22 protein-coding genes are annotated in these 21,478 nt (G+C 58.4%); 7 read left to right on the top strand and 15 right to left on the bottom strand.

What is annotated here, in order from left to right; translation table 11 throughout:
* Window positions 1–2 precede the first annotated feature (2 nt).
* The 5 genes from B9P63_RS03935 to B9P63_RS03915 are packed head-to-tail and all read right to left on the bottom strand — an operon-like array spanning window position 3 to window position 5,715.
* On the bottom strand, window positions 3–569 hold the full coding sequence (locus tag B9P63_RS03935; protein ID WP_085307265.1) for a sarcosine oxidase subunit gamma: 567 nt from the start codon (window positions 567–569) through the stop codon (window positions 3–5).
* Window positions 562–3,579 (bottom strand): sarcosine oxidase subunit alpha family protein, encoded by a 3,018-nt coding sequence (locus B9P63_RS03930; protein ID WP_085307264.1) that lies wholly within the window; start codon window positions 3,577–3,579, stop codon window positions 562–564. The genes B9P63_RS03935 and B9P63_RS03930 overlap by 8 nt, the downstream gene beginning before the upstream one ends.
* The gene (locus B9P63_RS03925) at window positions 3,576–3,905 is read right to left on the bottom strand and encodes a sarcosine oxidase subunit delta (protein ID WP_085307263.1); all 330 of its coding nucleotides are present in this window, start codon (window positions 3,903–3,905) and stop codon (window positions 3,576–3,578) included. The genes B9P63_RS03930 and B9P63_RS03925 overlap by 4 nt, the downstream gene beginning before the upstream one ends.
* Window positions 3,899–4,474: a hypothetical protein gene (locus B9P63_RS03920; RefSeq protein ID WP_139816196.1), complete on the bottom strand. Its 576-nt coding sequence runs from the start codon at window positions 4,472–4,474 to the stop codon at window positions 3,899–3,901. Before B9P63_RS03920 ends, B9P63_RS03925 begins: the two co-directional genes overlap by 7 nt.
* Window positions 4,471–5,715: a sarcosine oxidase subunit beta family protein gene (locus tag B9P63_RS03915; RefSeq protein ID WP_085307261.1), complete on the bottom strand. Its 1,245-nt coding sequence runs from the start codon at window positions 5,713–5,715 to the stop codon at window positions 4,471–4,473. The genes B9P63_RS03920 and B9P63_RS03915 overlap by 4 nt, the downstream gene beginning before the upstream one ends.
* A 245-nt stretch (window positions 5,716–5,960) precedes the next feature.
* Here B9P63_RS03915 and ccmI point away from each other — a divergent pair, with 245 nt between their 5' ends.
* From ccmI to B9P63_RS03895, 3 genes are read left to right on the top strand one after another with little or no spacing between them, the layout of a single operon-like run.
* A complete protein-coding gene (ccmI, locus tag B9P63_RS03905; protein ID WP_085307259.1) occupies window positions 5,961–7,193 on the top strand; it encodes a c-type cytochrome biogenesis protein CcmI in 1,233 nt (410 codons plus the stop codon).
* On the top strand, window positions 7,190–7,663 hold the full coding sequence (gene ruvX / locus B9P63_RS03900; protein ID WP_085307258.1) for a Holliday junction resolvase RuvX: 474 nt from the start codon (window positions 7,190–7,192) through the stop codon (window positions 7,661–7,663). The genes ccmI and ruvX overlap by 4 nt, the downstream gene beginning before the upstream one ends.
* Window positions 7,664–7,672: 9 nt before the next feature.
* Window positions 7,673–7,903, top strand: a complete 231-nt coding sequence (locus B9P63_RS03895; RefSeq protein WP_085307317.1) for a DUF1289 domain-containing protein — start codon at window positions 7,673–7,675, stop codon at window positions 7,901–7,903.
* Between the two features lie 130 nt (window positions 7,904–8,033).
* Here B9P63_RS03895 and B9P63_RS19130 read toward each other — a convergent pair whose 3' ends face one another.
* From B9P63_RS19130 to B9P63_RS03865, 7 genes are all read right to left on the bottom strand, one after another.
* Complete coding sequence (locus tag B9P63_RS19130; RefSeq protein WP_176219096.1) at window positions 8,034–8,180, bottom strand: hypothetical protein; 147 nt, start codon at window positions 8,178–8,180, stop codon at window positions 8,034–8,036.
* A 77-nt stretch (window positions 8,181–8,257) separates the two neighbouring features.
* Entirely contained in the window at window positions 8,258–8,869 is a 612-nt protein-coding gene (gene scpB / locus B9P63_RS03890; RefSeq protein WP_095532991.1) for an SMC-Scp complex subunit ScpB, read from the bottom strand.
* 46 nt (window positions 8,870–8,915) lie between these two features.
* Window positions 8,916–9,734, bottom strand: a complete 819-nt coding sequence (locus tag B9P63_RS03885; protein WP_085307256.1) for a segregation and condensation protein A — start codon at window positions 9,732–9,734, stop codon at window positions 8,916–8,918.
* The gene (locus tag B9P63_RS03880) at window positions 9,724–10,731 is read right to left on the bottom strand and encodes a glycoside hydrolase family 3 N-terminal domain-containing protein (protein ID WP_085307255.1); all 1,008 of its coding nucleotides are present in this window, start codon (window positions 10,729–10,731) and stop codon (window positions 9,724–9,726) included. Before B9P63_RS03880 ends, B9P63_RS03885 begins: the two co-directional genes overlap by 11 nt.
* Window positions 10,731–11,810, bottom strand: coding sequence for an SPOR domain-containing protein (locus B9P63_RS03875; RefSeq protein WP_095532990.1), 1,080 nt, complete (start codon window positions 11,808–11,810; stop codon window positions 10,731–10,733). Before B9P63_RS03875 ends, B9P63_RS03880 begins: the two co-directional genes overlap by 1 nt.
* Window positions 11,811–11,891: 81 nt before the next feature.
* The gene (argS, locus tag B9P63_RS03870; RefSeq protein ID WP_085307253.1) at window positions 11,892–13,625 is read right to left on the bottom strand and encodes an arginine--tRNA ligase; all 1,734 of its coding nucleotides are present in this window, start codon (window positions 13,623–13,625) and stop codon (window positions 11,892–11,894) included.
* A gap of 60 nt (window positions 13,626–13,685) precedes the next feature.
* Entirely contained in the window at window positions 13,686–14,822 is a 1,137-nt protein-coding gene (locus B9P63_RS03865) for a deoxyguanosinetriphosphate triphosphohydrolase (protein WP_085307252.1), read from the bottom strand.
* Between the two features lie 81 nt (window positions 14,823–14,903).
* On the opposite strand from B9P63_RS03865, the gene B9P63_RS03860 reads away from it, so the two are divergent.
* Window positions 14,904–15,227 carry a HesB/IscA family protein gene (locus tag B9P63_RS03860; RefSeq protein ID WP_085307251.1) on the top strand — a complete coding sequence of 108 codons (324 nt, stop codon included), beginning with the start codon at window positions 14,904–14,906 and terminating at the stop codon, window positions 15,225–15,227.
* Window positions 15,228–15,295: 68 nt separating this feature from the next.
* On the opposite strand, the gene B9P63_RS03855 is transcribed toward B9P63_RS03860, so the two are convergent.
* Together B9P63_RS03855 and B9P63_RS03850 are read right to left on the bottom strand one after the other, a co-directional pair.
* Window positions 15,296–16,387 carry a DUF6902 family protein gene (locus B9P63_RS03855; RefSeq protein WP_085307250.1) on the bottom strand — a complete coding sequence of 364 codons (1,092 nt, stop codon included), beginning with the start codon at window positions 16,385–16,387 and terminating at the stop codon, window positions 15,296–15,298.
* Between the two features lie 64 nt (window positions 16,388–16,451).
* The gene (locus B9P63_RS03850; protein ID WP_085307249.1) at window positions 16,452–16,784 is read right to left on the bottom strand and encodes a DUF6749 family protein; all 333 of its coding nucleotides are present in this window, start codon (window positions 16,782–16,784) and stop codon (window positions 16,452–16,454) included.
* Between the two features lie 567 nt (window positions 16,785–17,351).
* On the opposite strand from B9P63_RS03850, the gene xth reads away from it, so the two are divergent.
* Window positions 17,352–18,131, top strand: a complete 780-nt coding sequence (gene xth / locus B9P63_RS03845; protein WP_085307248.1) for an exodeoxyribonuclease III — start codon at window positions 17,352–17,354, stop codon at window positions 18,129–18,131.
* A gap of 72 nt (window positions 18,132–18,203) precedes the next feature.
* On the opposite strand, the gene B9P63_RS03840 is transcribed toward xth, so the two are convergent.
* On the bottom strand, window positions 18,204–19,349 hold the full coding sequence (locus B9P63_RS03840) for a pyridoxal phosphate-dependent aminotransferase (RefSeq protein ID WP_085307247.1): 1,146 nt from the start codon (window positions 19,347–19,349) through the stop codon (window positions 18,204–18,206).
* Between the two features lie 55 nt (window positions 19,350–19,404).
* Between B9P63_RS03840 and B9P63_RS03835 the strand changes: the two genes are divergently transcribed.
* Together B9P63_RS03835 and B9P63_RS03830 are read left to right on the top strand one after the other, a co-directional pair.
* A complete protein-coding gene (locus B9P63_RS03835; RefSeq protein WP_085307246.1) occupies window positions 19,405–20,712 on the top strand; it encodes a M48 family metalloprotease in 1,308 nt (435 codons plus the stop codon).
* An 18-nt stretch (window positions 20,713–20,730) separates the two neighbouring features.
* A complete protein-coding gene (locus tag B9P63_RS03830; RefSeq protein WP_085307245.1) occupies window positions 20,731–21,477 on the top strand; it encodes a DsbA family protein in 747 nt (248 codons plus the stop codon).
* The last annotated feature ends 1 nt before the right edge of the window (window position 21,478 follow it).

Here is a 21,478-nt window from a genome sequence, read left to right as displayed (position 1 = left end):
CCTTAGTAAGCCCCGACTTCCGAGCCACCTTGTGCTGCAACGCTGAGCAGATCGAACATGTATTCCCCGACAGAGCGGAAACAGACCACAGTGAACGCGTCCTCGCGGCTCATCCAGAGCGCGGCGGGCACCTGCGCAAGGCGCGAGCGGCGAAACATCCCTTGCGTGAAGGCATCCGGCGCAAAATCGACGGGCGCGAGTTTCGCCATGACTTCGCGCGCGCTTGGCCCTGACACTTCAAACACCGCCCGCGCATCAGACACGTTCGCGGCGAGAAAATGCGTGCCTTTCAGCGCGCTGTTCAATGCCTCGATCGTGCTTGGCGCATCTGCGTGATCCACCATCAAAAGCAACTCATCGCTGCTCATCCAAGCCGCGCCCGCCTTGTCGTTCATCGCGATACGGCGCGCATCGGGCATGGTGCCCGCAATCCCTTTAACCGCCTTGATCAGCTTTTTATCCGCCAGATCACCGCGCAGCGTGATCATTCCGCGCAGGCCCAGCTCGCGTATTTCCGCGATGCCACCTACATAAGATGCACCCTGCAACGCACTCACAGCATTAGACATTTTGCTTTGCTCCGTCTTTATCATAGATCACAGGATCAACGATTTTCGCCTTTATGATCGTGCCGTCCACTTTCGGGAAATCAATCACTTCGCCCATGCGATCCGGTCCGTTCTTGACCAGCCCCATGGCAATGCCGCGCTCAAGATTGGAGGAGTAATAGGTCGAGGTCACCCGCCCGAACATATTGCGCTGACCATTGGCATTGACGCCCGGCTCCACCGCATATGCACCGTCCGGCAGCACCGATTTGTCCAGCGTCTTAAGCCCCACAAGCTTCCAGCGATCCGGGTCCGCCATATGGCTGCGCTGATGCGCGCGTTTGCCGAGGTAGTCCTCTTTTTTCTTGCTCAGAGCCCAGTGCAAGTTCAAGTCTTGCGGGATAACCGTACCGTCGGTTTCGTCCCCGATCATGATAAAGCCCTTTTCGGCGCGAAGAATATGCAGCGTTTCCGTGCCATACGGCATCGCACCAAACTCTGCGCCCGCCGCCATCAGTGCCTCCCAGAATGCGAGTCCCTGACTTGCTGGAACAGCAATTTCGTAGCTTAACTCGCCCGAGAAGGAGATGCGGAACACGCGTGCGTCAAAGCCGCCAATCGTACCGTCCGCCCACTCCATGAACGCCAAAGCGTCTTTGGAGAGGTCCATACCGCCCAGCTTTTCCAGCACCTTGCGCGCGTTCGGTCCAACCACTGCGATTTGCGCGAACTGCTCTGTGACGTTGGCCACATAGACGTTCCAATCCCACCACTCGGTTTGCAGCCACTCTTCCATGTGACCATGGATCGTTTCGGCACCGCCCGTCGTGGTGTGGCACAAGAACGTGTCCTCATCGAGCCGCGCAACGACACCGTCATCGATCAGAAAGCCATTTTCTGAGCACATCAAACCATAGCGGCATTTCCCCGGTTTCAGCGTGCTCATCATATTGGTGTAGAGCATGTCGAGAAATTTACCCGCGTCCGGCCCCTTCACGATAAGCTTTCCCAGCGTGGAAGCATCAAGCAAACCAAGGGCTTCGCGGGTGTTCTTCACCTCTCGATTGACAGCATCGTGCACGCTTTCACCCGGCTGCAAATAGGCGAACGGACGCCGCCACGCGCCGACAGGCTCCCAATCGGCACCGTTCTTGTCGCTCCAGCCATAGAGCGGGGTCTTACGCAATGGTTGGAACACTTTACCGCGCGCTTCTCCACCAATCGCACCCATGGAGATGGGCGTATAAGGCGGGCGAAACGTGGTCGTGCCAGTCTGCGGAATAGGCTGACCCAGCGCGTCAGAAAGAATTGCCAATCCATTGATATTACTCAATTTACCCTGATCCGTCGCCATGCCCAAAGTCGTATAACGCTTGGCATGCTCGACACTCTCGAAACCCTCTTGCGCGGCAAGTTGAACGTCCGACACTTTCACGTCGTTCTGATAATCCAGCCAAGCCTTAGAGCGCAGCTTGTATCCAGCGCCTTGAGGCATCAGCCACACAGGCTCCACCGCGTTCTCGGAACTATAAGCCCCCTCGGGCGCTTTGGTTTTCACCGCAGTGCCGCCCGCCGCCTTGCCAGCCGCCAAGCCAGCGCCATGCGCGTCGCCGACGAGTTCAGCCATCTGCATATGACCGTTTGCGCTACCCACGACAGAGACAAAGCCCTCGCCATTTGCGCCCGAAGGCGGGCGTTCGCTGTCGGGGCGGAAGTGCGATTGCGCATCGTCCCAGACCAGCTTGCCGCCGCAGTGCGACCACAGGTGAACCACAGGGGACCAGCCGCCGGACATGGCCACCGCGTCGCAGGCGATCTCTTCTAACTCTGCGCCCTCACCCGCCTGCGCGCACAGGATCACACCCGTGACGCGCTTGCCGCCTTTGACCTTTGCAATGGCTTTGCCGTTCTCGATACGAATGCCAAGCGCTTTGGCCTCATCCGCCAAGGCACCGGCACCGCCCGCGCGCGCATCAATGATGCAAGGCACATCGAGGCCGAGGTTTTTCAGCGTGATCGCCGTGCGGTAGGCATCATCGTTATTGGTCACAACAACAGTGCGATCCGCAACAGAAACACCGTAGTTCACCGCATAATCGCGCACCGCAGAGGCAAGCATGACACCGGGAATATCATTGCCCGCAAAGCTCAAAGGCCGCTCAATCGCACCTGTCGCCGTGATGATCTGCGCCGCGCGAATACGCCAAAGGCGATGACGCGGGCCGCTTGCATCTGGCTGGTGATCGTTCAAACGCTCGTACCCGAGCGTGTAGCCGTGATCATAAACGCCAGCGCCCATCAGGCGCGTGCGCATGGTGACGTTATCCATCGCCTGCAACTCGGCCACCAAGCCCTCGCAATATGCCTCGACAGGTGTGCCATTCACTTCGCCGCCATCCACAGGCGCGCGCCCGCCCCAATGGGCGGTCTGCTCGACCAGCAGAACCTTGACGCCCGTGAGCGCCGCAGCTTTGGCCGCTTGCAGACCCGCAACGCCGCCGCCAATCACCATCACGTCGGCGAAAAAGTAGAAATGCTCGTAGGTATCGGGATCACGATCCTCTGCACGCGGCGCTTTGCCAAGGCCGGCAGACTGGCGAATAATCGGCTCGTAAATGTGTTTCCAGAAAGAGCGCGGATGAATGAAGGTTTTATAGTAGAAACCCGCAGGTAACAGGCGGCTCACATAGGTGTTGAGCACGCCAATATCGAATTCCAGCGATGGCCAATGGTTTTGCGAGCCCGCGATAAGGCCCTCGAACAACTCTGTCGTCGTGGCGCGTTGGTTCGGCTCGAACGTGTTCGTGTAGCCCATGTTGAAAAGCGCGTTCGGCTCTTCACCACCGCTGGCAACAATGCCGCGCGGACGGTGGTATTTGAACGAGCGGCCCACCATCATCTGATCATTGGCGAGCAAGGCAGAGGCAAGCGTGTCGCCCGCAACGCCCTTTAGTTTCTTACCGTTGAAATCGAATGAAAGCTGCGCGCCGCCACTCGTAAAGCGGCCGCCAGATTTAAGACGTGTGCTCATGAGAAATTCCTCCAAGACCAGCCGGGCCTTTTGGCGCTGATCGCATCCTTGATCTCTTTGGGTGGCTCATAGGTCTGGGCGCTATAAGTGCCGAACACCTCAAGCGTCTGCGTGCAGCGCGCCGCGTGAAACCACTTGCCGCAGCCATTGTTATGGCGCCAGCGCTCAAAATGAACCCCACGCGGATTTTCCCGCATGAACAGATATTCTTCGAACTGATCATCCGTAGAGCCAACCGAGTGCCGCTTAAGATGCGCCTCGCCCCCCGCATGAAATTCCGTTTCTTCGCCGCTTACGCCGCAGCATGGGCAATCTAGGATTAGCATGGGCATTTAACTCCAATCAAATCGCCAAAACCCCATTGAATGGTGCCTATGGCAAGTAGAACTGCCTGAAAGTTCTGAAGTTTTTGTCTCAACTTCAGAAGTGATTGGCGGTGTTCATCTTCTTTCTTCGCTTGCTCTTGAGCAATTGCTTCAACTTCATCCAAATCAATTTCTTCGAAGGATTCAAAATTCTCATGCTTCGCGAGTGCCGAAATATTTGAGACCGCTTCTGGAACTTTGCGACTTTGGGATTTCATTGTTTTCTCAAGAGCAATCGCTAGGAGAATTATTTTCTTCATTGCGAGTTTGATGTCACTTGAGTTCATTTGCAGATGCTGGCTGATAACCGCAAACTTAGTGGAGGCACCAAAGGGCTGTGGATCTAAATCTGTCATTTGAGAGTAATAAAGTGCTACAGCAGCAATTAAAAATGCACCCATTCTTGGAAGTAAATCTCCGTTTGAAGTAAAAACACACCAAAGTGAAATCGCCAGCCAAATCAACAACGAAATGGCCCAAAGTAGGTCCACTAAAAAGATGCGGCCATCAAAAAAGGACAGTTTGGTCAATGCGCCACCCCCGCGGCAACGCTCTCATCGATGAACTTGCCCTCTTTGAAGCGCCACATAGAGAACTCATCCGTCAAAGGCGACTCCCCCTTCGCCATCAGTTCCGCCATAGCCCAGCCAGACCCCGGAATGGCCTTGAAACCACCCGTGCCCCAACCGCAGTTCATGAACATGCCTTCAATCGGCGTTTTCGTCAGCATGGGAGAACGATCCCCCGTCACGTCCACGATCCCGCCCCATTGGCGCAGCATCTTGAGGCGTGACAGCATCGGAAACGTCTCGATCAGCGCGCGCACAGTTTCCTCGATATGATGGAACGATCCGCGCTGCGTGTAGTTGTTATAGCCGTCCGTGCCGCCGCCGATGACCATTTCGCCCTTATCAGACTGGCTAAGGTAGCCGTGAACAGTGTTGGCCATGACCACGATATCCATCGCGGGTTTGATCGGCTCTGACACCAGCGCTTGCAACGCCACGCTTTCCATCGGCAAACGAAAGCCCGCCATTTCTGCCAAGACAGACGAGTGGCCCGCGACAATTCCGCCAAGTTTGTCGCAATCAATCGCGCCTTTGGTGGTGTCAACGCCGACGACTTTTCCAGCCTCTGTGCGCACATTCGTGACTTCGCACTGCTGGATGATATCCATGCCCATATCAGAGCACGCGCGCGCATAGCCCCATGCGACCGCATCGTGGCGCGCTGTGCCGCCGCGCGCTTGGAACAAACCGCCCAGCACGGGATAGCGCGGACCGTTCAGCTCGATAATCGGGCAAATCTCTTTAACGCGACCCGGTTCAATCCACTCGGTCGGCACACCTTGTAGCGCGTTCGCATGCGCCGTGCGCTTGTAACCGCGAATTTCATGCTGGGTCTGCGCCAGCATCAAAACGCCGCGCGGGGAGAACATGATATTGTAGTTCAAATCTTGGCTTAGCGTCTCGTAAAGCGAACGGGACTTTTCGTAAATCGCCGCAGAAGGGTCTTGCAGATAGTTAGAGCGAATAATCGTGGTATTACGCCCCGTGTTGCCGCCACCAAGCCAGCCCTTTTCGATCACCGCGACATTGGTGATGCCGAAATTCTTGCCAAGGTAGTAGGCCGTGGCAAGGCCATGACCGCCCGCGCCGACGATGATGACATCATATTTCGACTTTGGCTGCGGGGACCGCCATGCGCGCTCCCATCCGGTGTGGTACCGCAAGGCTTCGCGTGCGATGGCAAAGGCTGAATAACGCTTCATGACAGGGGCCTCGGATAAGTGAAACTGGACAGCGAAATCGGATTCGCCTCTGACTTCGGTTTTGGGCCTGATGGGGGAAAAGAGGATACTACGCGCGGCAGTTTTCAGTCCAATCGCGACATGGGCGCGCTTGTTTGCAGTCTTGCGCGGATTTGCACCACGCCAAGCGGCAAGATGCCCCTCCTGCCCCCCTTTTTTTTACGCTCCAAGCAGATTAGATGGGAAGAAACATTAAGGGATGATCCATGACCTTCTGGCTGATTACGACCGTTTTGGCATTTGGCACCTCTGCACTTCTGGCGCTTGCGCTGTGGCGCGGACATACGGGCATGCGCCCTGCGGCCGAATTCGATCTGCAAGTGTACCGCGATCAACTGGCGGAGGTGGAACGCGACATCGAACGCGGCATTATTGAGGGCGAGGACGCCGAGCGCGTGCTGAACGAGATCTCGCGCCGCATTCTGGCCGCCGACAAATCCTTGCAAGACGGCCAAGCCAATGTGCGCAGCCCTGCCGCGATGCGCTACGCGGTGATCGCGCTGCTGAGCGCCACACTGATTGGCGGCTCGCTTTATCTCTATAATGATCTGGGCGCGCCGGGTTATGGTGATCTGGCCTTGTCGACGCGGATCGAACAGGCGGATATGGCCCGCAAGCAACGCCCCAGCCAGCAAAGCGCACAAAGCTCGCTGCCCGCGCCCGTGCCGTCGCCAAACGCCTCCGAAGACTACATAAAACTGGTCACGCAATTGCGTGCCGCCGTGGCGCAGCGCCCAGGCGATCTGCAAGGCGTAACGCTTTTGGCGATGCACGAAATGCGCCTTGGCAACGCAGCGGCAGCGCATTTGGCGCAGGCCGAAGTCTTGCGCCTGAAAGGCGATGCTGCAAGCGCCGAGGATTATGCCACTTACGCCGATATGCTGGTGATCGCGGCGGGAGGATATGTGTCGCCCCAAGCCGAGGTCGCACTGGCGTCAGCCTTGCAAAAAGACCCTGAAAACGGTGCGGCGCGCTATTATACCGGCTTGATGATGATGCAGATCGGGCGCCCCGACGTGGCGTTTCGCGCATGGGCGACGCTGCTGCAGGACAGCCCAGATGATGCCGGCTGGACCGCGCCCATCCGCGAGCAAATCGAAGAACTGGCGTTTCGCGCAGGCGTCGAGTACGAATTGCCCCCCTTGAAAGAAACCGCCCTTGCAGGGCCGAGCGCCGAGGATGTGGAAAATGCCGCCGAAATGAGCGAACAGGACCGGCAGGACATGGTGCGCGGCATGGTCGATCGTCTCGAAGATCGCCTAGTGAGCACTGGCGGCAGCCCTGAGGAATGGGCGCAGTTGATTGCAGCAATAGGCGTGCTTGGTGATGAAGACCGCGCCGCATTGATCTGGCAAAACGCCAAGGACGTCTTTGCCGATCGCCCCGACGCGCTCAGGATTGTGCGCGACGCGGCGCGCAAGTTGGGCGTCACCCAGTGATCTATGAGAGCCTTGAGGATTTCGCCGTCGCCCTGCCCGCACAGCGCGCGATTGCCGGGCTCGACCTTGGCACCAAGACGATTGGCGTCGCGGTGAGCGATCGGCTGATGTCTGTGGCCACGCCGCTGGAAACGGTGCGGCGTAGCAAATACACCGCCGATGCAGCCCGCCTCGAGCAGATATTCAAAGCGCGCGAGATCGGTGGGATCATATTGGGGTTGCCGTTCAACATGGATGGTTCTGAGGGGCCGCGCTGCCAGTCGACGCGCGCCTTTGCGCGCAATTTTGCGCGCCAAAACGATCTGCCGGTCGCCTATTGGGACGAGCGCCTGTCGACCGTCGCCGCCGAACGCGCGCTACTTGAGGCGGATACATCGCGAAAGCGTCGCTCCGAGGTCATCGATCATGTCGCCGCCTCATATATCTTGCAAGGGTTACTGGATCGTTTGCACAACATGCGAAAGACGTAGGGGATGGCGATGAACGAGAATGTTTGGCAGCGCGACGAGGTGGATAGCCCGTGTATCCAGATTTGTGTGGTGCATCCCGAAACCCGGCTTTGCACAGGGTGCAATCGATCGATCGATGAGATTTCCGCTTGGTCGAAAATGACGCCCGAGGTGCGCCGTTTGATCATGGCTGAATTGCCTAAGCGCGAGGCGGCCCCCAAGGGGCGTCGCGGCGGGCGCGCCGCGCGGCTCAAACGGTAGCGCAATGCCTGCGCAACGCGCAGACAGGGTTAGCCGCTAACGCGGCCAGATGGGGCGCTGCCCCGACGATCAAAGATCGCCTCCCCGAGGTATTTCAAGACCAGAGAAGACATAAAGGCGCGTGGCCCGTTTACTTGGTATCAGCCGAAATATCCGTATCCTGCGCCGGGCGGTTCTTGCGTTTGGCCACCTGGTCGACGCCCGCGCTGATGCCTTTGTTGATCGCAATGCTCATAAAGCGGCGGATCACCATATTGATGATTTGGTTCATATTCATGGATTTGCTCCTGATATTTGTGCCTCTAATGGCTGCATAGTGGGTGAATGTGTAGATTTCAGGGCAGGCACGCGGGTTTATTCCTCGAAAAGCTCGCTTTGGTTTTCATCGACGGCACCGTCCTGGTCTTCATCGCCAAGCCCGAGCGCAATGCCAAGGGTTGGCGGCGGGCGGTTTTCCAGAAGACCCGCAGAGCGCAATTCTTTGAGGCCGGGAAGATCGCGGGCGCTTTCAAGCCCGAAATGATCGAGGAAACCCTGAGTAACCACGAATGTCACGGGCCGCCCCGGGGTCATCTTGCGCCGGCCAAAGCGGATCCATTCCATTTCCAGCAATTGATCCACAGTGCCACGCGACACAGAGACGCCGCGGATTTCTTCGATTTCGGCGCGCGTGACGGGTTGATGGTAGGCAATGATCGCAAGGGTTTCGATGGCCGCACGGCTGAGTTTGCGCGTTTCAACTGTTTCCTTTTGCATCAGAAAACTGAGATCGGCCGCGGTGCGCATTGCATAGGCATTGCCGGTTTTAACCAGCCCGACGCCGCGCCCCTCATAGCGTTTGCGCAGGTGCACCAAGGCCTCGGCGGCGTCGCAGCCATGGGGCATGCGCGCATTGAGTTCGGCCACGCTTACCGGTTCGGCGCTGGCGAAAAGCACGGCTTCGACCATACGTTCCTGCTCGCCCATGGGCGGGGCCTCAAAGAGGCTTTGCTCTATTTGCGTTGCTTGATCGTCACTCACGCGGCTCTCTCCGTCGCAGTTGTATCGGCTCGAATAGCCCGGATTGGCGTAGCTCTGCCTTGCCCTCTTTCACCAATTCGAGCGAGGCAGCAAAGATGGACGCAGTCGCAGAGCGCCGTTTGGCCGGATCATCGTGCCAGCCCTCGGGTAGATAGGTTGAAATATCGCCCCAATCGCCTGCAAAACCAAGCATGGAGCGCATGCGCACCAGCGCTTGCTCCATGGTGTAGACCGCATCGCGGTCCAACGCGAAGGGGCGGAATTCATCGCGCGTGCGGATGCGTGCATAGCCCTGCATCAGGTCCAGAAGCGTTGCGCTATAGCTGACTTTTCTCACCCGCTCCACGACTTCGGGACTTCCGCGTGCAAAGAAATCGCGCCCGAGACGATCGCGCGCCATAAGGCGGGCCGCAGCATCGCGCATCGCTTGCAAGCGTTCGAGTTGGAAGGCGAGATGCGCCGCGAGTTCTTCGCCCGAAGGCCCCTCTTCGTTCGGATCGGGCGGCAAAAGCAGGCGTGATTTCAAAAAGGCGAGCCAGGCGGCCATCACCAGATAATCCGCCGCCAGTTCGAGGCGTAGCGCCTTGGCCTTTTCAACAAACAGCAAATATTGACGCGCCAGTTGCAAGATCGAAATCTTCCGCAGATCAACCTTTTGCGTGCGCGATAGCGTCAGAAGAACGTCGAGCGGACCCTCGTAGCCATCCACATCGACAATAAGCGCCTCGGCGGCCAAGCGGTCCTGAACGCTCAGGCGCGCGGCGCTTTCGGCGTTCCAATCGCCGGAGGTGGCAGGTAATTCAGAGCTCATTCACCGATCCATCCAGAAGCGCTTCAAGCTGCGCTTGCAGATGGGAAATGTCAACCGGATCCGGTGTACGGCGGCAGGCGAGTGCCGCCTTCGCCCGCGCGAGCGCCTGCGTCGTCATAGCGCCCGAAGCGCCAGCGACGTCCTCCATTTCGCCCATTTTACCGTTACAATGCAAGATCACATCGCAGCCCGCATCAAGCGAGAGGCGCGAAAGTTCGCCAAGCGAGCCGGTGAGCGCTTTCATCGAGATATCATCGGTCATGATCAGCCCGTCAAAGCCGATATCCTCGCGGATCAGCCCCATCATCTTGGGCGAAAGCGTTGCGGGGCGATCATCAAAAGCGCTGTAGGTGATATGCGCGGTCATGCCCATAGGCAGATCATTGAGCGCGCAAAATGCGGCGAAATCGCTTTTGCGCAGCACTTCGCCATTGGTCTCGACGACAGGTAAATCGAGATGACTGTCCGCCACCGCGCGGCCATGGCCGGGCACATGTTTGAGGACCGGAAGCACGCCGCCATCGAGCAGACCGCCCGCGACGGCTTGACCGATCTTGACGACTGTCTCCAAGTCATTGCCATAGCATCTGTTTTTCAGAAAAGGATGGGTCTCCTCAGTCGCAATATCCACCATGGGCGCACAATTGGCATCTATTCCAAGGGCCATCAATTCAGCCGCGATGATGCGGTAACGCAAATACATGGCGCGCGGCGCGTTGGCGCCAAAGCGCTGCACATCCTCGAGGGGCGGCACCCATTCGCTTGCCAATGGCGGGCGCAATCGCTGCACGCGCCCGCCTTCCTGATCGATCAGGATCGGCGCATCGCGCCCGACCGTATCGCGCAGTGCATCGCAGAGCGCGCGAATTTGATCAGCCCCGGCGAGGTTGCGATCAAAGAGGATAAAGCCGAAGGGGTCGGAGGCGCGAAAAAAGCTGGCTTCGGCTGCGCTAAGTGTTTGGCCCTCACAGCCAAATATCGTTGCGCCGTAGTGCATTAACGTGTGACCACGGGAATGCAATCGGTGTTCTGCGCTGTCAGGGCCGAGCAGAAGCGGCGCGCATCGGCAAGATCGGAAAAGCCCATGGCGCGAAGGCGATAGAACGTGCGTCCGCCGCTTTGCGCGCGCTGAACCACGCGGTCCTTGCCCTCCATATAGTCTGCAAAACGGGTCGAGAACCGCTCCCATTCAGTGCGCGCGACTTCGGGGCTTTCGTAGGCACCAAGCTGAACGAGGCGGGTTCCTGCAGGGATCGTCTCCGGGTCGATTTCGCGCGTGCCGCTGGCAGCGCTCACTGCGTCAAGCGAGGCGGTGCGCACGCCCTCGGGGCGAATTTTCGGGCGCAGCGAAATCGCAAGGCCTGGCGTGCTGGGCGCGATCGCGCTTGGGCTAACCGTGAGCGCTTGACCCTGCCCGTTGCCGACGCTTGGCACGCCCGAAAGCGAGGTTATCACAGGGGCAGAGACCACCACCTGCCCTTGCGTGCTGAGCGGGGTCGCGCCTGCCGCTATTTGCGCTGCGAGAGCCTCAATCGAGGCCATTCTCAAATCCTGATTGCCCTGCGCGTCATCTTCGGTACCGCTCAGGCTGAGGCTGGCCGAGTTATTGGCGGCTTCGCTCTGAGGCGCAAAACGGGGCTGCGCGGCCGCAAGCTGATCAATCAGCGGGGTATCTTCGCTTGCCAAATCAATGGGTTCGGGCGCAAGCACGATGCGATCCGACGGGCCGGCCGTGCCGCCAGCGGCGGCCACATCATTCACCGAAAGCCCTTGGTTCAACGCTTGTGCACCGCCCGGTTCAGCGGGGCGAATGCGCATTTCGCCTTGCACCGCACGCACAACAGGCACGCCCGCGACATCGCGCGCGATCAACTGATAGCCCCAAACGCCGACACCAACCAATAATGCCAAAGACAGACCCGCACCGCTCAGCGCTGCGAAAGCCTTGACCGAATTGCCATTCGTCGCAGGCGGGGTGGGCGCAGGATGATTGTGGGGCTGCTGATAGCCACTGTACGCCTGATATGATCCAGCCTGAGGCGCGTAATCGCGCCCGTTCATCGGGAAATCTGCCATTTTGCCTCACATCTGTGCGGGCGATACGGTGCCGCCAGCATCTTTTAAGAACTGCTCAAAGTCCAGTTTGTGAAATGTCTTTTAGCGCATTTCTTCAACCGGTTCGACGCCCAAGATACCGAGGCCTGCGCAGATCACAACCTGCACAGAGCGCGCGAGGGCGATTTTTGCAACAGATGTGGCATCTTCGCCGTCTTGCAGGAACCTGAGTTCAGGCAGATCATTGCCACGATTCCAAAGCGCATGGAATTCACTAGCTAAATCAAACAGATAGAAGGCGATCCTATGGGGCTCGTTGGTGCGCGCCGCCAATTCGACCAGACGCGGCCATTCCGCCAACTTCTTGGCGACGTTAATCTCTGCCTCGTGGTTGATCTGGCTCAGATCAGGCGCGGCGCTCAGATCGAGGCCGGCCGCTTCGGCTTTGCGCAGCACGGAATTCACCCGCGCATTGGCGTATTGCACGTAGAAAACCGGATTGTCTTTGGATTGCTCCAACACCTTGTCGAAATCGAAATCCAGCGGCGCATCGTTCTTGCGCGTGAGCATGTGAAAGCGCGTTGCGCCGGGGCCCACCTGATCGACCACATCGCGCAGGGTCACGAAGGTGCCTGCGCGTTTGGACATCTTGAAAGGCTCACCGTTTTTATAGAGCTTAACCAGCTGCGTCAGCTTCACATCAAGCGGCACCTTGCCATCAGAGAGCGCGGAAACCGCCGCCTTCATCCGCTTGACATAGCCGCCATGATCCGCGCCGAAGACGTCGATCAACATGTCGAACCCGCGCATGACCTTGTCGTAGTGATATGCGATATCGGGCGCGAAATAGGTCCATGCGCCATCCGATTTCATCACGGGGCGGTCCACATCATCGCCGTGCGCTGTCGATTTGAACAGCGTCTGCTCGCGCGGCTCCCAATCCTCGGGCTTTTTGCCTTTTGGCGGCTCAAGCACGCCCTCATAGATCAGACCCTTATCTTTGAGCGCCGCAATCGCCGCTTCAATCCGGCCCGTGCCATAAAGCGATTTTTCCGAGTAGAAGACATCCATCTTGATGCCAAGCGACGCCAGATCGGCACGGATCAGATCCATCATCGCCTCTGTGGCATACTCGCGGATTTCCAGCAGCCATTCGCTCTCGGGCTTGCCGAGATAGGCGTCACCCACCTTTTCCTTTAGCGCTTTGCCGACTGGGATGAGATAATCGCCGGGATAAGTCCCATCCTCGAACGCGACCTCCTGCCCGTGCGCTTCCTGGTAGCGAAGGTAGACCGAGCGCGCGAGCACATCGACCTGTGCGCCGCCATCGTTGATGTAGTATTCGCGCGTGACGGCGTAACCCGCGTAATCCAGCAGGCTGGCAAGCGCATCGCCAAAGACCGCGCCGCGCGTGTGGCCCACATGCAAAGGGCCAGTGGGATTGGCGGAGACATATTCGACGTTAACCTTCTTGCCCTGCCCTGTGTCCGCGCGGCCAAAGTCTGCGCCTTGATCGAGGATCTTCGCAAGCACGCCCTGCCAGAGCGTCACCGAAAGCCGCATGTTCAAGAACCCCGGTCCAGCAACCTCGACGCTCTCGATGCGCGGATCGGCAGTTAAATGGGCGGCCAAGGCTTCAGCAATCACGCGGGGATTCATCGCTGCAGGCTTTGCAAGCACCATCGCAGCATTGCTCGCCATATCGCCGTGCGAGGCGTCGCGTGGCGGCTCCACGGTGACATTGGCGAAGTCGAGGCCCGCCGGCAATGCGCCCTCGGATTGCATCGCTTCAAGCGCGCTCAAGACAGTTGTGCGGATATCGGAGAAGAGGTTCATGCAAACGCGTTCCTATAGGTTTGGCCGCGTCTTATCATGCGCGGCGCAACTTTCAATGGCTCAGCCCAAAAGCCGCTCATGTTCTTGCAGAGCGAAACGGTCGGTCATGCCGGAGATGTAATCGGCCACGATACGTGCAAGCGCAACTTCATCTTTTGCGCGCTCAACGTCGGCGCGCCATTCTGCGGGCAACAAATCTGTGCGCTGCATGAACAGCGGGAAAAGGTCTTCCACCACTTTAGTGACCCGCGTGCGCATCTCCACAACAGTCGGGGCGCGATACATGCGGGTGAATAGAAATTCACGTATCACCTTAAGGTCACGCCACAAGTCTTTGGAAAACATCACAACAGGGCGACCAAGATCGCGAATATCCTGCGCCGATTGCACGCCGCTATCGGACAAGGCCGTACGGCTTGCGGCGATCACATCGGATACCATAATCCCGAACACACGGCGCAGCGCCTCGTGCATGCGCCGCGACGGATCAAGGCCCGGATAAAGTCCATCCACCTCGGCGAAAGCCGCGCCGATGATGGGCAGCGCACAGATGTCTTGCTCGGAAAACAGCCCTGCGCGCAAACCATCGTGCAGGTCATGATTATTATAAGCAACATCATCGGAAAGCGCTGCGACCTGCGCCTCGGCACTTGCGTGGGTGTGCAGCTCCAGATCATGACGCCGGTTATAATCAGACAGCGCATGCGGCAACGCGCCCGTCACGGGGCCGTTATGCTTGGCCAGCCCTTCAAGCGTTTCCCATGTAAGATTGAGACCATCGAAATCCGCATAATGCCGCTCCAGCGAGGTAACGATCTTCACCGCTTGCGCGTTGTGATCAAAGCCGCCGTAGGGCTGCATCAGCGCGTCAAGCGCATCCTCGCCCGTGTGCCCGAAAGGTGTGTGGCCAAGGTCATGGGCCAGCGCGATCGCTTCTGTCAGCCCACTGTCCAAGCCCAAAGCCCCCGCAATGGTGCGCGCGACTTGCGCAACCTCTATCGAATGGGTCAGGCGCGTGCGAAAATAATCGCCCTCATGCTCTACGAACACTTGGGTTTTATGCTTTAAACGCCGAAACGCGCTGGAATGGATGATACGATCGCGGTCGCGCTGAAAGCACGTGCGATGCGCGCTTTCCTCTTCCGCCACCAATCGACCCCGCGTTTGCGCCGGATCGCAAGAATATGATGCGTGCATGACTGTCCCCGTCCTTGCCGCTTGCCCTATGTGTCCTTATATTGAACGCAAGTCAAAGAGCCAACAGGCGGAGCGCAAGCAATGAACCTTCCCCCCAAAGTTACCCCGCGCGCCTTCGAGCGCCTCTCGGAAATCGGCGCAGCCGGTCAAGGACAGGCGCTGCGCGTCGCCGTCGAAGGCGGGGGATGTTCCGGATTTCAATATGAAATCAAGCTGGACGCACCCGAAGCCGATGATCTCGTGCTTGAAGGCGCGGGCGAAAAGGTGGTGGTAGATGCCACATCCCTGCCCTTTCTCGAAAACGCTGTGATCGATTTTTCCGAAGAGTTGATCGGCGCGCGGTTCACCATCGAAAACCCGAACGCAAGCAGCTCATGCGGCTGCGGCACCAGCTTTTCGATGTAAGCCAAGCCCGCGCGTGGCCTTGCGCGTCTGTGCCCTACAGGCGTTAGCGCAGCGCCCGGTTCAAATTGCTACACATTGCGCATAAGCGGCGCGCGCGTTGCTTTACGCGCGCGCGGTGCACGCACGAAATGCGAGAACAGCGCGTCGAAATCTGCGCTGGCCTCGACGACGTCACTCAAATGCTGTGCAATGTCATGCGGCAGCGCATCATACACACGATCCTCCATTGCAGCCCAAGACGCAATGCGCGGTCCTTGCCAGTCAAACAGCACCTCGGACAAAAAAGATAACGCGCCAAGCGGCACAACGGGACTGAAAAACCCCTGCCCTGTAGCGCAATAACGCGCGCCAAACGCCTCACTCTCTTTTTGCGCGCAGGCCCAGTTGGTGACCAGATATTCATGATAATGGTCCCCTGCGCCGTCGAGATCGGCAACGCGATCAAAACCGTTCACCACCGTTTCAATCCACTGCTCCCAGCGAGCGGGCGGCACCCGCCCAGCGTAGCGCAGAGCCACGCAGACTTCCGCAAGCAGATCGGCATTTTGTTCCAAATGGGCAAGAATACCCGTGAACATCAAACTGGAGCAGGCCTGCGCGCTGAGTTCGGGATCACGCCGGCCATACTCAGAGAGATAAAACACGATATGCGTCAGCTCGTAGGCGACCTTGCGATTGGGCAATGCGAAGGTCGCACAATTGTCGATAAACCGGTGCAGACGGCGGCGCAGCGCTTGATCACCTTGCACCTCGAGGCTGCGCCGCATCAGCAGGCGCGCAGTTTCTGCACGCTGTAGATCCGACAGCTCAGCCTCGATCAAATTATTTTCGTACACAAATGCGCATAGGGTTGCGGCATGCCCGCCCTCTATGCCCAAAGCTTCAAGATCCAGTGCGATGGAGGTCAAGAAGCGATAATACTGCGGGAAAAAGGTGATCCGCTCGGGTAGGGATTGATAGAACGGCAGATAGCACTCAAGATCCTGCGCCTGAACTTTCGCACCGGTGCACTCGAGAATGCTAAGAAGTTCGGCGTTCTCCTTAAGCCAATAGACATCACTCTGGTCCCTGCGATGACGCGCAAAGCTCTGCGCTAAAGCCGCGAAAGGCCGGGGTTTGGAGAGAGTGTGCCGGGGCAGTGCGATCACGTTGCTGGACATTTCAGGTTTCCTTGTCGCTTGATGTACGGCCCCGGCGGGCAATTTATCTGGCTTCTGGCGCAGGTTAAGAACCGGAGGAGAACATCTCGCTCAGGGTGCCGCTCATTTGGGTGCTTTCACTGCGCGGCGCAGAGCCGGAGGAAAACAAATGCGTGCTCGCTCCGCCAAGCGTCGCAGCATAACCTGCGGTGAAAAGCTGGACCGCGTCGCCTTCATGCAGATCAGCCTGAACACTTGGCGAGTAACCGGCGGTGAACATTTCTGTACATGCGCCACCGTGAAGCCCGGTGTCAGCGCTTGGCGTATAGCCTGCGGTGAAAAGCTGGGTGTCGGTGCCGCTGTGAAGGCCCGCCTTGAGGGATGTGAAATGTGTCGTGGTTTTACGAAGTGCAGACATTGTCGTTCTCCTATTGGGTGTTTCGGTAGGAGAAATGCTTGCACGCATAACGTGTGTTTGTAAGTATTTTTATCTTAATGCGTGTTTATCAACCCTCTTATCCACAGGCACAGCTATGGCCAACACTCTGTCGAAAAAGCACTTTCAAGATTGATCCACAGGCTGAAAAAAACTTCAAACCGTCTGGAAAACGAATGTCTGGAAGCGAATGCAGGCAACACGCATATAGGGAATTGCACCCCAAAATTCCCCCTAATGGCGAATCAATTTACGACAATTCATCCCTTTGATGCGGAGGCATCAGACCGCCAAAGCAGCGTTCATCTTACTTTGCGCATGCCCTAAGCGCGAACGCAGGCACATGATTTGGAGCGCGCCAGACTTGAATTTTAAGAAATTTACTATCCTACACATATGGTCCTTGATCAGGGATCTTTGCTCAGCGATAGCAAATCGCAATTGCGGCGCAGGGGAAAAACCACTCCGATTTTACGTTTTTGACTGGCACTTGGTTGCACGCCTGCCCCGCTTGAGGATAGCTAACGAGCAGCACAGGAGCGCGCGCCCATGAAAATCGCAACATTCAACATCAACGGTATAAAAGCGCGTATTGCCGCCCTGCCCGAATGGCTGAAAGAGGCGCAGCCCGATGTGGCGCTCTTGCAGGAAATCAAATCCGTCGACGAGAATTTCCCGCGCGAGATATTCGAGGACATGGGCTATAACGTGCACACCCATGGGCAAAAATCTTTCAACGGCGTTGCGATCCTGTCCAAATTACCACTTGAGGACGTGAGCTGCGGTCTGCCCGGCGATGATACGGACGAGCAGGCCCGCTGGATCGAAGCCACGGTGGTAGGCAAACAGGCGATCCGCATTTGCGGGCTCTACCTGCCCAACGGCAATCCGGTGCCGGGGCCGAAATACGACTATAAGCTGGCCTGGATGGCGCGTTTGCAAAAACGTGCAGAGACCTTGCTGGCCGAAGAGATACCGTTTTTGATGGCTGGCGATTACAATATCATCCCGCAAGACGAGGACGCGCGCCGCCCCGAGGTCTGGCAAGAAGATGCGCTCGCGCGTCCCGAGAGCCGCGCCGCATATCGCCGTTTGGTGAATCTCGGCCTAACCGAAGCCTTTCGTGCGCGTGTGCAAGGCCCCGAGCACTACAGTTTCTGGGATTATCAGGCAGGTGCGTGGAACAAGGACGACGGTATTCGCATCGATCATTTCCTGCTTAGTCCAGCGGTCGCGGACATACTGGTGGATTGCCAGATCGACAAGCATGTCCGCGCGGGTGAGAAGCCGTCAGATCATGTGCCGGTTTGGGTCGAGCTGGATAATTAGCCGCCCTTTCGGCGGGCTGAGGCTGGGGGCCAGCCCCCAGACCCCCGAGGTATTTCAAGACCGAAGAAGCGATTAAGTGCGCGCAGACATGAAGGTTTTGAGGCGCGAGAGGCCCTCTTGGATATCATCGGTGCTGCGCGCATAGGACAAGCGCAGGGTTTGATGACCGCGCTGCGCATCAAAATCAAGACCGGGTGTAACTGCGACGCCTGCTTTTTCAAGAATTTCAGCAGCGAAGGCGCGGCTGTCATTCGTATATTCGCTGACATCAACGTAGACATAGAAGGCGCCGTCTGGCGGCGCAAACGCGCCGAGACCGGCTTTGGGAAGTTCGTCGAGCATGAGCGCGCGATTGGCTGTGTAGACGCGCATGTTTGCCTCTAGCTCATCGGTGCAATCCATCGCGGCAAGCGCAGTGATCTGGCTGATATGGGGCGGGCAGATGAACATATTCTGCGCAAGGCGTTCGATCACGCGCACGTGGTTCTCTGGCACCACCATCCAGCCAACGCGCCAGCCCGTCATGGAAAAATACTTGGAAAACGAGTTGATCACATAGGCATCATCGGTAATTTCCAGCGCGCTGACCGCCTTCGCCTCATACTCGATCCCATGGTAGATTTCATCCGAAATGAAGGCGGCACCCGCATCATCAGATGCTTGGATTAGCGAGGTCATCGCAGCCTTGTTCAGCATCGTGCCGGTGGGGTTGGCCGGGGATGCGACCAGCAGGCCTTGAGCGTCGAGGCCTTTTAGATCATCCGCGACGGGTTGCAGGCGATTTTCATCGCGCGCTTCGATCAAGACCGGCTCAAGGCTCAGCGCTTTGAGAATTTGGCGATAGCTCGGATAGCCCGGCGCGCCAATAGCAACGCGATCCCCGGCCTCGAAGAGTGCGGTGAACGCGAGCAGAAAGGCGGCGGAAGATCCCGAGGTGACGATCACGCGATTGGGGTCAAGATCAACGCCGTACCATTCGCCGTAGAGCTGCGCGATGCGCGCCCGTAGCGCTGGCAGGCCAAGGGCGACCGTATAGCCAAGCGCATCCTGCTCCATCGCCAGCGCAGCCGCGCGCCGCGCGCCCGCGGGGGCAGCCGTGCCCGGTTGACCGACTTCCATATGGATGATGTGACGACCAGACGCTTCGGCGGCGCGCGCGGCTTCCATCACGTCCATCACAATAAAGGGATCGACCGCTCCACGGCTTGAGTTTCGCATCTTTCTCTCCCATTCTTGTTCTATGCGCTTTCACCGCGAAACGAGAGGACAGTCAATGCGCCTGCTGGGCAGTTTGCTGATAATGCTGAGCCTTTTGGCCCTGCCCGCCCGCGCAGGTAGCCTTATTCGCGACGCGGACATCGAACATGCGCTGGGGCAATTGGCGCGGCCTATCTTGCAAGCGGCGGGGCTAAGTCCGTCGCAGGTTAAAATCCTGTTGATCGATGATCGCGTCCCCAACGCCTTTGTCGTGGATAATCGCGCCATTTTTATTCACACAGGCATGATCACACGCCTGAAGAGCGCCGAAGCCTTGCAAGCGGTGCTGGCCCATGAAGCAGCGCATATCGCGAACGGACATGTCGCGCGGCGCATGGTGCAGGCAGGCACGCGCAAATCAGTGTCCGGCCTTGGAATCGCGCTGGCGGCGGCAGCAGCGGCGAGCGGCACAGGCAGTGGCGCGGCGGGCGCGCTGGCGATCGGGGTCGCCTCATCCGCGCAGCGCAGTTTTCTCAGTCATAGCCGCGCCGAAGAAAGCTCGGCCGATCAATCGGCGGTGCGCTACCTTGCGGCTGCGGGCATTTCCACGCGCGGTGCAATTGAAGTCCACGATATTTTCGCAGGTCAGGATATGCTCTCGGACGCGCGCCAAGACCCCTATGCGCGCTCGCACCCCTTCACCCGTGATCGCGTACGCGCAATGCAGGCCTATGTTGCCGCCTATGGCGGAGACCGCCCCTATAGCGCCGATGCCGGCTATTGGTTCGAACGCGCAAAAGCTAAAATCTGGGCCTTTCAGCAAGCCCCCAAAAGCACCCTGCGCCGCGCTGAACAAATGCCAAGCGCGGATATCACCATGATGATGCAAGCAATCGCCCATCATCGGCGCGCGCAAACGGCCAAGGCCGCTGGCGTCATGCAGCGCCTTTTGAACGAGCGCCCGAAGGATGCTTATTATCATGAATTACTGGGGCAGATCCTGCTTGAGGGACGTCAATTTTCAGCCGCTGCCAATGCCTATGCACGCGCGGCCAAGCTACAGCCGGACAACGCGTTGATCCTTGGCGGCTATGGGCGCGCACTTTTGGCTAACGGCAATCCAAGCGGCGCACTCAAAGTGCTGGAGAGCGCGCGTTCGCGCGATTTTCGCGACCCTTCAGTGCTACGTGATCTGGGCAGCGCCTATGCGCAAAGCGGCCAACCAGCCATGGCCTCGCTCGCGCTCGCGGAGCGCCACGCACTGATCGGGCGCTTCAAGGACGCGGCGCTGCATGCGAAACGCGCGGCCGATCGCTTGCCAACGGGCTCGGGTCCTTGGCAAAGGGCGCAAGATGTGCTCAGTGCTGCAAAACGACAAGAATAACAAACGGGAGAGCCTTTGATGAAACGCCTTTTGGCCATGACAAGCCTTTGTATTGCGGCCCTCGCCGCCCCTGTCGCCGCCCTAGATCTGAGCGCCATGAGCGACGCTGAGCGCGAAGCCTTCCGTGCCGAAGTGCGCGCTTACCTGATGGAAAACCCACAGGTGATCATCGAAGCGGTCAACCAGATGGAAGCGCGCCAGGCCGATCAACAGGCGCAAGATGATCTGTCTTTGGTGGCCACCAATGCAGAAGCGATTTTCAACGACGGGTTTTCATGGGTCGGCGGCAATCCCGAGGGAGATGTCACCGTGGTCGAATTCATGGACTATCGCTGTGGCTATTGCCGCAAAGCGCATGGCGAGGTCGAGCAATTGTTGCAAAGCGACGGCAATATCAGGCTGATCGTGAAGGAATTCCCGATCCTTGGTGAAGCCTCGACCATCTCGTCGCGCTTTGCCATCGCCACCAAACTGGTCGCAGGCGATGGCGCCTACAAGCTGGTGCATGACGCGTTGATCAGCTTCGGCGGTGAGCCATCCGAAGCAGCGCTGGCGCGCCTTGCCGACGGGCTTGGCCTTGACGGTGCGGCGATCATCGCAGGCATGGGCAGCGACGACGTGACCCGCGAAATCGCAGAGACACGCGCACTGGCGCAGCGTTTGCAAATTCGCGGCACGCCGACCTTCGTGATGGGCGATCAACTGGTGCGCGGCTACGTGCCGCTCGATGCGATGCAGCAGATCATCGACGACGAGCGCGGCTAGA

Source organism: Planktotalea arctica (assembly GCF_002105285.1).
Classification (GTDB): domain Bacteria; phylum Pseudomonadota; class Alphaproteobacteria; order Rhodobacterales; family Rhodobacteraceae; genus Planktotalea; species Planktotalea arctica.
This window is presented reverse-complemented; position numbering and strand designations above follow the sequence as displayed.

Bases quoted from the DNA above. Each gene is read 5' to 3' on its own strand.
- B9P63_RS03935 (WP_085307265.1), bottom strand. From the start codon at position 569: ATGTCTAATGCTGTGAGTGCGTTGCAGGGTGCATCTTATGTAGGTGGC.
- B9P63_RS03930 (WP_085307264.1), bottom strand. From the start codon at position 3,579: ATGAGCACACGTCTTAAATCTGGCGGCCGCTTTACGAGTGGCGGCGCG.
- B9P63_RS03925 (WP_085307263.1), bottom strand. From the start codon at position 3,905: ATGCTAATCCTAGATTGCCCATGCTGCGGCGTAAGCGGCGAAGAAACG.
- B9P63_RS03915 (WP_085307261.1), bottom strand. From the start codon at position 5,715: ATGAAGCGTTATTCAGCCTTTGCCATCGCACGCGAAGCCTTGCGGTAC.
- ccmI (WP_085307259.1), top strand. From the start codon at position 5,961: ATGACCTTCTGGCTGATTACGACCGTTTTGGCATTTGGCACCTCTGCA.
- B9P63_RS03895 (WP_085307317.1), top strand. From the start codon at position 7,673: ATGAACGAGAATGTTTGGCAGCGCGACGAGGTGGATAGCCCGTGTATC.
- B9P63_RS19130 (WP_176219096.1), bottom strand. From the start codon at position 8,180: ATGAATATGAACCAAATCATCAATATGGTGATCCGCCGCTTTATGAGC.
- scpB (WP_095532991.1), bottom strand. From the start codon at position 8,869: ATGGGCGAGCAGGAACGTATGGTCGAAGCCGTGCTTTTCGCCAGCGCC.
- B9P63_RS03885 (WP_085307256.1), bottom strand. From the start codon at position 9,734: ATGAGCTCTGAATTACCTGCCACCTCCGGCGATTGGAACGCCGAAAGC.
- B9P63_RS03880 (WP_085307255.1), bottom strand. From the start codon at position 10,731: ATGCACTACGGCGCAACGATATTTGGCTGTGAGGGCCAAACACTTAGC.
- B9P63_RS03875 (WP_095532990.1), bottom strand. From the start codon at position 11,810: ATGGCAGATTTCCCGATGAACGGGCGCGATTACGCGCCTCAGGCTGGA.
- argS (WP_085307253.1), bottom strand. From the start codon at position 13,625: ATGAACCTCTTCTCCGATATCCGCACAACTGTCTTGAGCGCGCTTGAA.
- B9P63_RS03865 (WP_085307252.1), bottom strand. From the start codon at position 14,822: ATGCACGCATCATATTCTTGCGATCCGGCGCAAACGCGGGGTCGATTG.
- B9P63_RS03860 (WP_085307251.1), top strand. From the start codon at position 14,904: ATGAACCTTCCCCCCAAAGTTACCCCGCGCGCCTTCGAGCGCCTCTCG.
- B9P63_RS03855 (WP_085307250.1), bottom strand. From the start codon at position 16,387: ATGTCCAGCAACGTGATCGCACTGCCCCGGCACACTCTCTCCAAACCC.
- B9P63_RS03850 (WP_085307249.1), bottom strand. From the start codon at position 16,784: ATGTCTGCACTTCGTAAAACCACGACACATTTCACATCCCTCAAGGCG.
- xth (WP_085307248.1), top strand. From the start codon at position 17,352: ATGAAAATCGCAACATTCAACATCAACGGTATAAAAGCGCGTATTGCC.
- B9P63_RS03840 (WP_085307247.1), bottom strand. From the start codon at position 19,349: ATGCGAAACTCAAGCCGTGGAGCGGTCGATCCCTTTATTGTGATGGAC.
- B9P63_RS03835 (WP_085307246.1), top strand. From the start codon at position 19,405: ATGCGCCTGCTGGGCAGTTTGCTGATAATGCTGAGCCTTTTGGCCCTG.
- B9P63_RS03830 (WP_085307245.1), top strand. From the start codon at position 20,731: ATGAAACGCCTTTTGGCCATGACAAGCCTTTGTATTGCGGCCCTCGCC.